Here is a 13,085-nt window from a genome sequence, read left to right on the forward strand (position 1 = left end):
TGATGACGGCCCCATCCATCTACTCCTTGCCGCAATCTGCCGCTATGGACGAATCATGATGGCTGGGGAACCCGCAGGACAGGACATGCCGGAAGACGGCTCGACGCACCAGAAGCGAGCGTTCGTGCGCAGACACGTCAGCCTGCGGCGCCGGGTCGTGCGCGCGACGTTTTATGTCCTGCTGCTGGTGGCCGGCTGCGCGGCTGCAGGATTTCTTTATTTTGCGGATCAGGTTGCCTCGCTTCAACCGCCCGCCAATCCCCGGGCGGATGCCATCGTGGTGCTGACCGGCGGGTTCCAGCGCATCGATCAGGCGGTCGACCTTCTGAAATCCGGTGCCGGCAAGCGGCTGCTGATCTCAGGCGTTCACCCGTCCACGACCGGCGGACAGATCCGCCGCAACACCCAGAGTTCGGCCGATCTGTTCAAATGCTGCGTCGATATCGGCCATGACGCCATCGATACGATCGGCAATGCCAACGAGACGGCCAACTGGATCCGCGACAATCGCTATCAGAGCATTCTGGTGGTCACCAACAACTACCATATGCCCCGCAGCCTTCTTGAACTGCGCCGCGCCAATCCGGGTATCGAGTTCATTCCCTATCCGGTGGTGAACTCGGATCTGAAGAGCACCAACTGGCTGCGAAATCCGATGGTGCTGAAATCGATCCTGCTCGAATACGCAAAATTTTCAGCAGCCTCGGTCCGCGAGGCACTCGGCGCCCATCCATCCAGCGGATTGCGCACAACCCAGAACACGACCCCGATCGTAACCCAATAGAACGCCGGCCCCCTGTTTTCCTCCGCCTGATAATCGTGTACGCAGCCTGACGAATTCCTGCGTCAGCGCTGTGCCGATGCCCCGCCCGCTACCTGCGAAAGCCTGTCGATGATCATTCTGCGCTCGGTCCTGTTCAACATCGTGTTCTACGCAAATCTGATCCTGCAGATGGTCGTGATGACACCCTTCTACTTCATCGTTCCACGAAAGACGTCGTGGTTCGTGCCGAAGAACTGGGCGCGCAGCAACAACTGGCTGTTCGAAAAAATGGTGGGGACGACCTTCGAGATCGAAGGTCTGGAGAACCTGCCGGAAGGCGGCTATATCTTCGCACCGAAGCATCAGTCCTTCTGGGACGTCTACGCCCTTCTGCCCTGGCTTTCCGATCCCTTCTACATCCTCAAGCGCGAACTGACGTGGATCCCGCTGTTCGGCTGGTATGTCCGCAAGCAGCGCATGGTGCCGGTCAACCGGGCCGCGCGGGGCAAGGCGATGGCAGCCGTGATGGAACGCACCCGCCTGGAAATGGCAACGGGACGCCAGTTGATCATCTACCCCGAAGGCACCCGCCGTCCGCCGGGTGCTCCGCCGGAATATAAATACGGCATCGCCCGCCTCTACCGCGATCTCGGCGTGCCGGTCGTGCCGGTTGTCATGCATCCCGGCCTGTTCTGGCCGCGCCGTAAGTTCCTGCGCTTTCCCGGGCACTTCAGGGTTCGCATCCTGCCTGCGATCGCACCGGGCGACGATCCCGATCATTTCCACCAGACCCTGATGACCACGATGGAAGCGGCAAGCGACGCACTGCTGGTGGAAACAATCCGCGCCAATCCCCACCTGCCGCTGCCACCGACGGCTGCGCAGCGCTATCGGGAACTGACGGGGGATACCAGCCGGGGGTGAGGCGGCAGCTCCAAAACCTATCGCAAATATCCCGCCACCTCTTCCAGCCACGGATCGCGGATGGCCATCTCATTGAGATGGGCCAGCGTATTGACGACATACTCGCGGTTCAGCCCTGATTTGCCCTGCGCACCGGCAATGATATCGGCCGCATCACCCGTGGCAAGACCGCCGGCGTATTGGTGATGATTGCGGTCGACCACATAGGCGAGCGCCTGTACGCGGCGTCCGTCGGCCAGCGTCACCGGCAGGGTCCGTTCGAGATAGACATGCGTTACCAGTTCGCGCTCGCGCAGATAGGAGAGAACCGCGTCGCGCTGTCCCGAATGAACCTCGAATGCAACCCCGCGGCAGGAACCGCCACGATCGAGGCCCAGCACCAGCCCCGGCCTATCCGGCGTACCCCGATGAACGAAGGAGCGCACGCAGAGCGAGCGTCGATAACCGAAGGTGCGGGCAGCGATCTTGCTTTCAAACAGGAAGCCTGGATTCCACATCAGTGAACCGTAGCCAAACACCCAAAAATCGTCCATATCCGATGCCATCAGCAATATCGTCGCAGCGCGATCCGACCATCATTCTGAACTTTTCCTAACGCATATTCCCCTTCATCGGAATCAGTTTCGAGCCCTTCGGTCGGCAAAACCGCCCAGAGCGAAAGACAGTCCCGGCCCTGAAGGAGTCGATTATCGGAGACGGACATGACAGCAGCAGACCTTGCCGGCGATTCGGGCACAGCGAAAAAGTTTCGTCGCCTGACGATTGCCGTCGTCGCTGTGGTGATTGTCTATTGCGGCGCTTGGTTCATCGCGGCACAGCAGATCGAAAGCCGGCTGCAGCGCTTCTTCGACCAGACCAGGGCCGGCGGGTTTTCTGCAGAATGCAGCGACATGGATGTCCGCGGCTTTCCCTTCCGCATCGGCGTCTTCTGCGACAAGGTGCGGCTGGACGACACCGCATTCGCCGCTTCTGCCTCCTTCGGGGAACTCAGATCGGCGGCACAGGTTTACCAGCCCGGACATGCCATCCTCGAACTGGATGGCCCGGCCGAGGTTCGCATTTCGCCGGGGCTGACTGTATCGGCGGACTGGTCTCTGCTGCATGCCAGCGTGAATGCCGGTTTTTCCGGCGTAAACCGCTTTTCCGCGACCTATGATCAGATGAAGGCAACCGCGATGCTGCCGCTGACCGGAGACAGGCTCGATCTGGCCGCTTCCCACGGTGAAACCCATCTGCGCCGCAATGGCCCGGATCTCGACGTGGCTGCGAATGTGGAAGCGCTCGATGTCCGCGTTGATGACGATCCAAGCCTGCTGCCGCCAACGGCAGCAGCGGTCGATCTGACCTTGTTTGACCGGGCCGATCTCGTGGAGATGAAGCCGGTCAACCCGCATTTCCTGCGGGGATCAAAGGGAGAACTGCGCAATCTGACCCTGGATTTCGGAGGCGGGATGGTGGGCACGGCGTCCGGCCCTTTCAGCATCGATGACAAGGGACTGATTTCCGGGGAGTTCAAGGTGACGATCAAGGAGATCGCCAACCTTCGCCCCCTTCTGGTCAAGGCCTTCCCCGATGAAAAATCGGTAACCAATATCAACAACACCGCCAATATGCTGCGTGCGCTCAACGACGGCGGCGACGAGGCGACAGTCAAGATCGACGTGCGCGACGGCAATGCCTGGCTCGCCTTCTTCCCGCTCGGAGAACTGCCGGTTCTATAAGCCCTGCTACTTCTGATCCATGGCATGGCGGCCGAAGTCGGCCATGTCGGTATCCTGGCCGGCCTGAACGATGGAGCGGCGGATGGCGCGGGTGCGCGTGAAGAGATCAAACAGCTTGTCGCCATCGCCCCAGCGGATCGCCCGCTGCAGATAGGCGAGGTCTTCCGAGAATCGCGCCAGCATCTCAAGGATCGCATCCTTGTTGTGCAGGCAGACGTCGCGCCACATGGTTGGATCAGACGCCGCAAGACGGGTGAAATCGCGGAAACCCGAGGCGGAATATTTGATGACTTCCGATTCGGTCACCGTCTCCAGGTCATCGGCCGTGCCGACGATATTGTAGGCGATGATATGCGGCAGGTGGGAGACGATCGCCAGCACCTTGTCGTGGTGTTCCGGGTCCATGTCGTCGACCATGGAGCCGAGCGTTTCCCAGAAAACTCGCAGCTTCGCCTTGGCGTCTGCGTCCGTATCCGGCAGCGGCGTCAGGATGCACCAGCGGCCCTTGAACAGGCCGACGAAACCGGCGTCCGGGCCGGAATATTCCGTGCCGGCAATCGGGTGGCCGGGAATGAAATGCACATGGCTTGGCATATGCGGCTTCATCTGGGCGATGACGGACCCTTTGGTCGAGCCGACATCCGTCACGATGGCACCGCGCTTCAGATGCGGAGCAATTGCCTCTGCGACAGCGCCGGAGGCGCCGACGGGGACGGAAACGATCACCAGATCGGCATCCTTCACCGCATCGGCAGCACTCAGTGTATAGCGATCACCGAGGCCGAGCTGTTCTGCCCGCTTCAGCGTGTCCGGGCTTCGGCTTGAAACGACAACTGTCGAAGCCAGTCCCTTGTCCTTGATCTCGCGTGCCAACGACGAGCCGATGAGGCCGATGCCGATCAGCGCGATGGTTTCGAATTGCTTCGTCATGATCACCGGCCCATGAATTCGGCGAGCGCGGCAATCACGCCCTCATTGGCTTCCTCCGAGCCGATGGTCATGCGCAGGGCATTAGGGAAGCCATAGCCGCGCACGGCGCGCAGGATGTAGCCACGGCTCGTGAGGAAGTCGTCTGCATCCGATGCCCGCTTGCCATCGATATCTGGGAAGTGGATCAGGACGAAATTGGTGACGGACGGGGTAACCCTGAGATCGAGCGAGGACAGCGCCCCCGTGACACGGCCGAGCCATTCATTGTTGTACTCGATGGCCGTGGCGACAAAGGCCTGGTCGCGCATGGCGGCAGCACCGGCGGCAATAGCCGGCGAATTCATGTTGAATGGGCCGCGCACGCGGTTGAGCGCATCGATCACGGCCAGCGGGCCATACATCCAGCCGATACGCAACGCCGCAAGACCGTAGATCTTGGAGAAGGTGCGGGTCATCACGACGTTCTGGTTGGACGAGACCAGCTCGACGCCGGCTTCATAGTCGTTGCGACGGACATATTCCGCATAGGCTGCATCCAGCACCAGGATGACATGCTTCGGCAGGCCGGCCTGCAGGCGGCGGACGTCCTCGACCGGGACATAGGTGCCGGTCGGGTTTGCCGGATTGGCGAGAAAGACGATCCTGGTCTTCTCCGTCACGGCAGCGAGAATGGCGTCGACATCGACACGGCAATCCTTTTCCTTGACGACGACTGCCGTAGCACCCGCGGCCTGGATCTGGATCTTGTAGACGAGGAAGCCGTGCTCCGTGATGATGCCTTCGTCGCCGGTGCCGAGATAGACGTGGCAGAGCAGGCCGAGAAGTTCGTCGGAGCCGTTGCCGCAGATCAGGTTGGCCGTGTTGAGCCCATAGGTCGCGGCGATCGCCTCACGCAGCTCAGTCGCCTGACCATCCGGGTAACGCTCAAGGCTGGCGGCGGCCTTCTGGAAGGCTTCGATCGCGCTGGGGCTTGCGCCCAGCGGTGTCTCGTTGGAGGAAAGCTTGTAGACCTTGGCGACGCCCGGAGCATGCTCCTTGCCCGGCACGTAAGCGGCGATATCGAGAATACCGGGGCGCGGCGCGGGGGCGTTTGCAGTCGTCATGGGATTGGGCTTTCGAGAGCTGTTAAACAAGGCCTTTGGCAATAGCGATCCAAGGCGATCTTGTCGAGGGTTTCGCCGCGGTCACCGCCCCTTCGCCACGCTTTCACGGGTCGTCGGAACGCCCTGCGGTGCAAGGACCGGCACGAAGACCCGGCGCGAGGCGCGGGCGGCAACCGGAAGCCCCTGGTAAAGCCGCTTTTGCGCTTCGACGATGATGACACCGGAGAAGACGGGCCAGAGCGAACGGCCCAACTTTTCAAACCCGCTTCTGAGCTTCAGCACCATCTTCAGCTTCGAGGGCGGGAAGAACAGCGCTTCTGCCGAAGCACCCGGTGTGAAATTGGTCTCGCGCAGCAGCGAGGTCAGCTGGCCGCGCGAATAGGGACGACCTGAACCGAAGGGTGTATGCTCCATGCGCGCCCACACGCCACGACGATTGGGCACGACGATGACGAGGCGTCCGCCCGGCGCCAGAACCCGCCAGAGCTCCTTCATCGTCTCGCGCGGGTTTTCGGCGAACTCCAGCGAATGCACCATCAGCACCCGGTCAATCGACGAATCGGGCAAGGGCAGCTCCTCGTCAAAGACGAGCGCCGTGGAGGAGAGCTCAGCCACCGGCCAGTTCACCGCCCCCTGCCCCGCCGGCATGAATGCGAAGGTACGCTCGGTATCGGCACGGAACCGGTCGAGATAAGGGATGGTATAACCAAGGCCGACCAGTCGCTCTTCCGGCAGCCGCGCCCAGAGCGACGACAGCGCCATGGAAATAGACTGCTCGGCGAACCGGCCGAGCTGGGAATGATAGAACTGGCGAAGGTCGACGATATCAGCGTGCATGGGGCTCATGTTAGTTCGCCATGGCTGGACTTCAAGCCATGTCCCGCTACATTCCCTGCGACTCAGCTGAACGGGAACCGTCATGGCCGCGCTCGAAATCGAACTCTTCCTTTGCCGTACCGACAATTTCGGCGTGCTGCTCCATGACCCTGAAACCGGTACCACCGCCTCCATCGATGCGCCTGAAGAACAGCCGATCCTCGATGCCCTCCAGCGTCGCGGCTGGATGCTGACGCATATCCTGACCACGCATCATCATCAGGACCACGTGGCAGCCAATCTGGCGCTGAAGACGCGGTTCGACTGCGCGATCATCGGGCCTGCCAAAGAAGCATCGAAAATCCCGGGCATCGACATGACAATCGGCGGCGGCGGCGACTTCGATTTCGCGGGTCATCCGGTCGAGGCGATCGAGACGCCCGGCCATACGGGTGGCCACATCTGCTTCTACTTTCCAGACGATAAGCTGCTTTTCGCCGCCGACACGCTGTTTGCGCTTGGCTGCGGCCGCCTGTTTGAGGGCACGCCAGCCGATATGTGGTCGTCGCTGTCGAAGCTCATGCTGCTCCCGGACGAAACCACCGTGTATTTCGGCCATGAATATACACTGTCCAACGCCCGTTTCGCCGTGACCGTCGATCCCGACAATCAAGAGCTTGCAAAGCGCGCCGCAGATATCGAGGCGTTGCGCGCCAAGGGAGGTTTTACCGCGCCGACCACGATCGGCCTGGAGAAGCGCACCAATCCTTTCCTGCGGGCAAAGGATCCAGCGATCCGCAAACATCTTAGGCGCGAAACGGCATCGGATACCGAGGTCTTTGCCGAAATCCGCAAGCGCAAGGACAATTTCTGAGATGAGCGAGACCTTGCAGACGGCGGATATCATCCGCGCGCTCAAACTCGAGCCGCATCCGGAAGGTGGCTGGTACTTCCAGACCTTCCGCGACCTGCAGGGCGGCTCGCGCGGCCACTCCACGGCGATCTATTACCTGCTCGAAGCCGGCGATCGCTCGCACTGGCACCGCGTCCGCGACGCCGCCGAAGTCTGGCATCATTACGCCGGAGCGCCCCTGGCCTTGAGTTTTGCCGAAGAGGGCAAGCCGGCGAGCACGATCACGCTCGGCAAGGATATTCTGGCTGGCGAGAGGCCCCAGGCATTGGTCCCACCGAATTGGTGGCAGGCGGCGGTATCGCTGGGAGACTGGACGTTGGTCGGCTGCACGGTTTCCCCGGGCTTCGTCTTCTCCGCCTTCGAGATGGCCGCTGACGACTGGCAGCCGCCATCCGCCTGATCACTCGGCCGGCTGCGTCTCCCTGCGCATCTTGCGGAAGATCACGTCGCGCGCCGCAAGCACGGCGCCGCCGGTGACGAACACGCAGGCGAGCGCGATGCGCCAGGACGGCTCGGCAAAACCGAAGAGAACGAGAATGAGCGTCGACAGAACGGGCGCGGCATAACTTGCCACGCCGAGAAGCTGGATATCGCCGTTCTTGACGCCATAATCCCAGGCATAGAAGGCAGCACCCACCGGCAGAAGGCCAAGGCCGAGCACGGCCAGCCACTGCGCCGAGGTTTCGGGCCAGACGGTCTGCTCAAGCCCGAGATGGCAGATGAACGAGAGGACGGAGGTCGCAAGGCAGAAGGCCGTGACAACATCCGTCGAGACGGCATCGAAGCGGCGGCTGAGCAGCGAATAGGCCGACCATGTAAATGCACAGGCCAGTGCGGCACCGTAACCCAGCGTATAGGCCTCGTCGAACTGCACGCCATTGCGGGCGACGATCAGGATCGTTCCGAACAGGCCGCAGACCGCGCCAACGATATGAAACCAGCGCAATCTCTCGCCCGGTAGCAGGGCCGAGCCGACGACGATCAGCAGCGGCCAGAGATAGGCAATCAGCCCGGCCTCGACGGCAGGCGCATTCCGGAGCGCGGTGAAATAAAGGAAATGATAGCCGAACAGGCCGGCAATGCCGACGATCCAGACCTTGGCCGGCTGCTTCAAGAGCGCCAGCCGCTCCGGCTTCCAGATCAGGACGGCGATGCCCGGCAGGCTGCCGATGGCAAAGCAGATGGCGCTGAGCTGGAAGGGCGGCATGGTGCCGGAGGCGGCCGTGAACAGCGCCAGCAGCGACCACATGAGAATGGCGGAAAAGCCGATCAGCGTTGCCTTGACATTCACGTCGTTCTCCGTGGACATTTGAGGGCGGTGTACACGATAGTCTCAAATGTCGCTTCTGCCTCAAAAGGCCCCGGTTGTCACTTGGCTATGCGCACCATTCCGTTGCCTTATTCGGCCCTGCGGCGCAACGAAACATCGCGATGGGCATTTACAGAGCCGACACCCGGTTGCGCCCGGCCCGTTTCGACAGATAAAGCCCTTCATCGGCGCGTTTCAGGATATCGCTGGAAAAACGATCGGGTTGGCCAAATTCGCTGACACCGCCGCTGATCGTCGATTCGCAACGCAGACTTTCCCTGAGAACGATCGGAATATTTTCGCGCAGTCGCTCAGCGATTTCCAAGGCATCGCCACGACGGGTGCCAGGCATCACAACGACGAATTCATCTCCACCGAAACGCGCAATTACATCGCTCTGGCGCAGATGCTGGCGGCATAGCCGCGCTATTTCCACGAGGGCCGCATCACCCGCATGGTGTCCCATCTCATCATTGAGCCGTTTGAAATTATCCAGATCGAAAACCAGGACCGAAGTCTGGGACCTTTCGCGTTCAAATATCTCCAACCGGTGGTCCAGGGTCTCGAGCAGCTTCCGTCGGTTGTATAGTCCCGTCAGGGCGTCCGTTTCGCTCAGTTGGCGCAGCTTTCGCTGAACGTCGTTCTTTTCGGTGATATTGCTCGCCACCCAAACGACGGCAGCTTCGCCCTCGACCGGAAAACTCAGCGCCTGAACACGTCCTTCGAACCAGATGGAATAATCGGGTCCGTCGCCAGCTCCTTTCACGTCGCTGCCGCTAAGTTCATATTCGACGATATGAAGGACACCGCTTTCTAGTGCCTTTTCAATTTCGGCGGCGAACCATTGCGCCTTCTCCTCCTTCAACACATCAAACATGCTGCGCCCGACAAGCGTGCTACCATCGTGATAGTGCCGGAGGTCCTTCCCGCCGAATATTGCCGCATAACGGCCACTGCGCGTGAGAATGAATGCGGGATCTGGAAGGGAGGAAAGAATTGAAGTTAATTGCTGCTGCGTAAACAAGGGTCACTTTCCCACGTACCTAACGACACGGCCCTGCGAGAAAAATACCCGAAATGTGCACTCGCTCACTGCGCGTATTTCTTTTGCAAATCAGCCTCCTAGTTCCTCCAGATTACCACGGTAGCATTTCATTTTTCTAAATGCTGGGCGCTGGAACAACGAAGAACATCCTCGATTGGTAGCTTGATGGGCCCTTGGCGCCCAAGCGATCAACCTCGGCGCCTTCACCGTTCGTCTCGGTTGCCTTCGGCCTCAGCAAAGGGGGGTCCCCTCATCAGTCCCCAAACCTAGTCGCCCAGACCGTCACCGGCCCCAAACTCGTCGGTATCCGGACATAGACCGGGGCATAGACATTCACTGTTTCAGCCATGGCAAACCAGATTTCCATCGATTCGAGCTTTCGCAGGTATTCCACGTCGTCGCGGCCCTTGCGGTAGCCGGATTTCGGCACGAACTTCACGCCGCAGACGATGACGTCGCCGCTGAACCCTTCGGTCTTGAACGGCCGCGTGCCCTTGGAGGACAGCTTGAGGTCCATCCGCGATTCGCCGTCGAAGATCGGCAGGGTCTTGGGGCAGACACGGGTTTTTGCGGGGAAGATCAGCCCGGAGAGCGGATCCACGACATTGCGCAGGTCGCCCTTGGTGACCGGCACCCAGTTTTTCGGGATGCGGCGGGCCGGCGTCATGGTCGCGGATGTCACGTTGCCATTTGCAAACTGCACATCGATCGCGCGCGCCTTCTTGCCGCTTTGATAGCGCATGGAATATTCCGAGGCATTCAACCGATCGCTCCCGACAGTACCGGATACGGACGTCTGACCCGATGTGCTGGCCAGGATATCGGCTATCCCCGCGGATTTCAGCGTGCCGGAAATCCGATAGTGACCCGAATCGAGCTCCGTATGGAAGGAAGCCTTGGCGATCGGCAGGCCGGCGAGCGAAATGCTGTAGTCGGTAACGTGCTTGATCTCGGTGGCTTGAACGCTTCCTGTGGATAAGGTCATGGAGACCAATGCCACGAGCACGGCCACATTGCTCCGCCAGTTCATTCCGTCACCTTCTACGATCAACACAATCTTAGCAGATAGGGCGTCTTTGCGGCATTTCTGCGCCGCTTCTGTTCTGCCTATCCTTAATGGAGGGCTTTCAAAAGTGGAATTGCCAGCGTATCTCTTCGCGCAACCAAATCGGGTGATTTATTTGGGAAAATGCTGGCGAAGGCGGCCAGCGATTCAAGAGTTTTCCCTGAAATGGAAGGTTTGGCTTGACGCGCCAAGCTTCTCTGACTATAGAACCGCAACTTTCCAATCATGGCCAGTGGGAATGCGGCCTGGGCTCTAGGCCCGCAAACGCATTGTACGACGGCGAAAAGAAAATAGGTGCACAATGTCCCGTAGTTGCGAATTGACCGGCAAGGGCGTCCAGTCGGGCAACAATGTCAGCCACGCTAACAACAAGACCAAGCGCAAGTTCCTTCCGAACCTGTGCAACGTCACGCTGATTTCCGACGCGCTCGGCCAGCGTTATCGTCTGCGCGTTTCGGCTGCGGCCCTGCGCTCGGTCGAACACCGTGGCGGCCTTGATGCCTTCCTGCTGAAGTCCTCTGAAAACGAACTGTCCATGCGCGCTCGTCTGCTGCGCCGCCAGATCGCCAAGAAGACCGCAGAAGCCGCTTAATCGGCTCTATCCGGTTTGAACAAAAAGGCTTGCCTTTCAGGAGGCGAGCCTTTTTCGTGTGACCGCTTTACTTTCATCCGCGTGCGGACTTCCGCAGGCGACCGTCCCTCCAACTGGTGGCATACCCCAGGATAAAAAAATGCTTCAAGCACGCACGTTTGCACTTTATGTCGCGATGATGACCCTCGTGGTCATCGCCTCCAACATTCTCGTCCAGTACCCGCTCCCCGGCAGCATCGCCGGCATGCAGCTCGGCGATCTCCTGACCTGGGGCGCCTTCAGCTACCCCATCGCCTTCCTCGTCACCGACCTTACAAACCGCCAGTTCGGCCCGGCCATTGCACGCCGCGTCGTGATTGCCGGCTTTGTCGTGGCCATCGGCTTCTCGATCTTCCTCGCCACACCGCGCATCGCCATCGCCTCCGGCTCGGCCTTCCTGCTTGGCCAGTTCCTGGATATCTCGGTGTTCAACCGCCTGCGTCGTCAGAGCTGGTGGCGTGCGCCGCTGATCGGCTCGCTGGTTGGCTCGCTTCTTGACACAGCGATCTTCTTCTCGTTTGCCTTTGCGCCGTTCTTCGTGATCTTCGGGCCTAACGATCCCTTCGCGCTGGATAACGCGCCGATCCTCGGCCTTCTTTCCGCAGAGGCGCCTCGCTGGATCTCCTGGGCGCTGGGTGACCTCAGCGTCAAGATCACCGTCGGCCTGGTGATGCTCCTGCCCTACGGCGCACTGATGAGCGTGATCAAGCCGATGCCGGGCCTGAAGGCTTCCGCACAGGGTTGATACATTGAAGGACGCCGCTGGCGCCCTTTCTTTGTTCAGGCAATTACTGCTTCAGTCGGAATTCCAGCATCAGGTTTCGTTCCAGAATCGAGTGATTGTCATCGGAAACGAGGATGATGCGGATGTCGCCATCCGGCATGATGACGATATCCAGCCCTTCCATATTGTCGATCTGATTACCCATGTCGGCCTGCATCAGCACCTCGCCTTTGGCAACAGCCCCCGGGCGAATCTCGCTGCCTGGAATGCGGCGGATCTGCATGCCGATCCCCTGCGAGAAGCTGAAGCGGCGTTCTAGCAGAAGAAGATCGCCATTCGGCAGGAAGGCGCCATCCGTCACGGCAAAGGGCGCCTTGTGGATAACGCCGAAGGTACCCTTCAGCGGGCCATCGAGGATGGCGGCAAAGAGGTGATTGTTCCTGTCGAAGCTCGCCTCCGTCACGATGACGGCCGCGCCCCCGAGCGGGCTTGACAACGGGGCAACCGCAAGCGTTTCCAGCGAGCGGTTATCGCGAAGCTGCTTTACCGGGAGCAGAAGCGGCAGGCTGCGCAGCGGCTTTGCCTGCGAGAAGCCCGGGTCGGGATAGGCATCCACGCGGTGCAGGCCCTCACAGCTCACCAGAACTTCACCGTTACGAAAGGCAAGGCCCTCGGCATCCATGCGGCTCTTGACCTGCTCTGAGCGACCATTCTTGTCCATCATCGAGGTGGCCGTCAGGTCTTTGACCCCACTGAGCTTGCCATTGGCATCGCGAACAATCCTGCCCTCCAGCCAGTGGCCCGTATCCATGACCGCAACGAAGGACTGGTGGTCCGGACGGAACCGGATCGAGGAGATGGCGCCCAGCAGGGCGTTGGAAGACGACATCTCGATGCCGCCGATGAACTCCAGCTTGCCAAAGACCGTGTCGTCCGAGCCTATCTTGAAATTGGTAATCTGGCGGCTTTCGACCGGTACGACCTCCTGCGGAGGAAGGGGATCGGCGTACGTGAAAGACGCCGACTGCAACAGCAGCGCGGCACAAAGGGCAATCGACGTCGCTCTCAAATGAAAGTCCTTCCGGCAAGCGGGCATTAAAATATCAGAAGCGATTTCAGGAAAATAAGCAGGTTTGCAGT

The 13,085-nt window shown here is 60.3% G+C and carries 15 protein-coding genes; 7 read left to right on the plus strand and 8 right to left on the minus strand.

From position 1 onward, the window contains the following. Positions 1–85: 85 nt before the first annotated feature. Both QO002_RS18695 and QO002_RS18700 read left to right on the plus strand, forming a co-directional pair. Complete coding sequence (locus QO002_RS18695) at positions 86–784, plus strand: YdcF family protein (RefSeq protein ID WP_307233510.1); 699 nt, start codon at positions 86–88, stop codon at positions 782–784. 108 nt (positions 785–892) lie between these two features. Beyond that, complete coding sequence (locus QO002_RS18700; RefSeq protein ID WP_307232391.1) at positions 893–1,687, plus strand: lysophospholipid acyltransferase family protein; 795 nt, start codon at positions 893–895, stop codon at positions 1,685–1,687. Positions 1,688–1,704: 17 nt separating this feature from the next. On the opposite strand, the gene QO002_RS18705 is transcribed toward QO002_RS18700, so the two are convergent. Beyond that, positions 1,705–2,232, minus strand: coding sequence for a gamma-glutamylcyclotransferase (locus tag QO002_RS18705; RefSeq protein ID WP_307232393.1), 528 nt, complete (start codon positions 2,230–2,232; stop codon positions 1,705–1,707). Positions 2,233–2,388: 156 nt separating this feature from the next. Between QO002_RS18705 and QO002_RS18710 the strand changes: the two genes are divergently transcribed. Further along, on the plus strand, positions 2,389–3,408 hold the full coding sequence (locus tag QO002_RS18710) for a DUF2125 domain-containing protein (RefSeq protein ID WP_307232395.1): 1,020 nt from the start codon (positions 2,389–2,391) through the stop codon (positions 3,406–3,408). Between the two features lie 6 nt (positions 3,409–3,414). Here QO002_RS18710 and QO002_RS18715 read toward each other — a convergent pair whose 3' ends face one another. The 3 genes from QO002_RS18715 to QO002_RS18725 all read right to left on the minus strand — a co-directional run bounded on the left by QO002_RS18715 (position 3,415) and on the right by QO002_RS18725 (position 6,287). Beyond that, positions 3,415–4,338 (minus strand): prephenate/arogenate dehydrogenase family protein, encoded by a 924-nt coding sequence (locus QO002_RS18715; protein WP_307232397.1) that lies wholly within the window; start codon positions 4,336–4,338, stop codon positions 3,415–3,417. Between the two features lie 2 nt (positions 4,339–4,340). Then, positions 4,341–5,441 (minus strand): histidinol-phosphate transaminase, encoded by a 1,101-nt coding sequence (gene hisC / locus QO002_RS18720; RefSeq protein WP_307232399.1) that lies wholly within the window; start codon positions 5,439–5,441, stop codon positions 4,341–4,343. Between the two features lie 81 nt (positions 5,442–5,522). Next, complete coding sequence (locus QO002_RS18725; RefSeq protein ID WP_307232401.1) at positions 5,523–6,287, minus strand: class I SAM-dependent methyltransferase; 765 nt, start codon at positions 6,285–6,287, stop codon at positions 5,523–5,525. 73 nt (positions 6,288–6,360) lie between these two features. Between QO002_RS18725 and gloB the strand changes: the two genes are divergently transcribed. After that, a complete protein-coding gene (gene gloB / locus QO002_RS18730; RefSeq protein WP_307232403.1) occupies positions 6,361–7,131 on the plus strand; it encodes a hydroxyacylglutathione hydrolase in 771 nt (256 codons plus the stop codon). A 1-nt stretch (position 7,132) separates the two neighbouring features. After that, positions 7,133–7,570, plus strand: a complete 438-nt coding sequence (locus QO002_RS18735) for a cupin domain-containing protein (protein ID WP_307232405.1) — start codon at positions 7,133–7,135, stop codon at positions 7,568–7,570. Here the strand turns inward: QO002_RS18735 and yddG are convergent, their stop codons facing one another. The 3 genes from yddG to QO002_RS18750 all read right to left on the minus strand — a co-directional run bounded on the left by yddG (position 7,571) and on the right by QO002_RS18750 (position 10,554). Beyond that, positions 7,571–8,461: an aromatic amino acid exporter YddG gene (yddG, locus tag QO002_RS18740; protein ID WP_307232407.1), complete on the minus strand. Its 891-nt coding sequence runs from the start codon at positions 8,459–8,461 to the stop codon at positions 7,571–7,573. A 148-nt stretch (positions 8,462–8,609) separates the two neighbouring features. Then, positions 8,610–9,503 (minus strand): sensor domain-containing diguanylate cyclase, encoded by an 894-nt coding sequence (locus tag QO002_RS18745; RefSeq protein ID WP_307232409.1) that lies wholly within the window; start codon positions 9,501–9,503, stop codon positions 8,610–8,612. A gap of 274 nt (positions 9,504–9,777) precedes the next feature. After that, positions 9,778–10,554 (minus strand): DUF3108 domain-containing protein, encoded by a 777-nt coding sequence (locus QO002_RS18750; RefSeq protein WP_307232411.1) that lies wholly within the window; start codon positions 10,552–10,554, stop codon positions 9,778–9,780. 337 nt (positions 10,555–10,891) lie between these two features. Between QO002_RS18750 and rpmB the strand changes: the two genes are divergently transcribed. After that, positions 10,892–11,182 carry a 50S ribosomal protein L28 gene (gene rpmB / locus QO002_RS18755; RefSeq protein ID WP_307232413.1) on the plus strand — a complete coding sequence of 97 codons (291 nt, stop codon included), beginning with the start codon at positions 10,892–10,894 and terminating at the stop codon, positions 11,180–11,182. Positions 11,183–11,321: 139 nt separating this feature from the next. Next, positions 11,322–11,966: a queuosine precursor transporter gene (locus QO002_RS18760; RefSeq protein WP_307232415.1), complete on the plus strand. Its 645-nt coding sequence runs from the start codon at positions 11,322–11,324 to the stop codon at positions 11,964–11,966. A gap of 43 nt (positions 11,967–12,009) precedes the next feature. On the opposite strand, the gene QO002_RS18765 is transcribed toward QO002_RS18760, so the two are convergent. Next, on the minus strand, positions 12,010–13,041 hold the full coding sequence (locus QO002_RS18765; protein WP_370878520.1) for an esterase-like activity of phytase family protein: 1,032 nt from the start codon (positions 13,039–13,041) through the stop codon (positions 12,010–12,012). Between the last annotated feature and the right edge of the window lie 44 nt (positions 13,042–13,085).

It is taken from the genome of Pararhizobium capsulatum DSM 1112, from assembly GCF_030814475.1.
Lineage (GTDB): Bacteria > Pseudomonadota > Alphaproteobacteria > Rhizobiales > Rhizobiaceae > Pararhizobium > Pararhizobium capsulatum.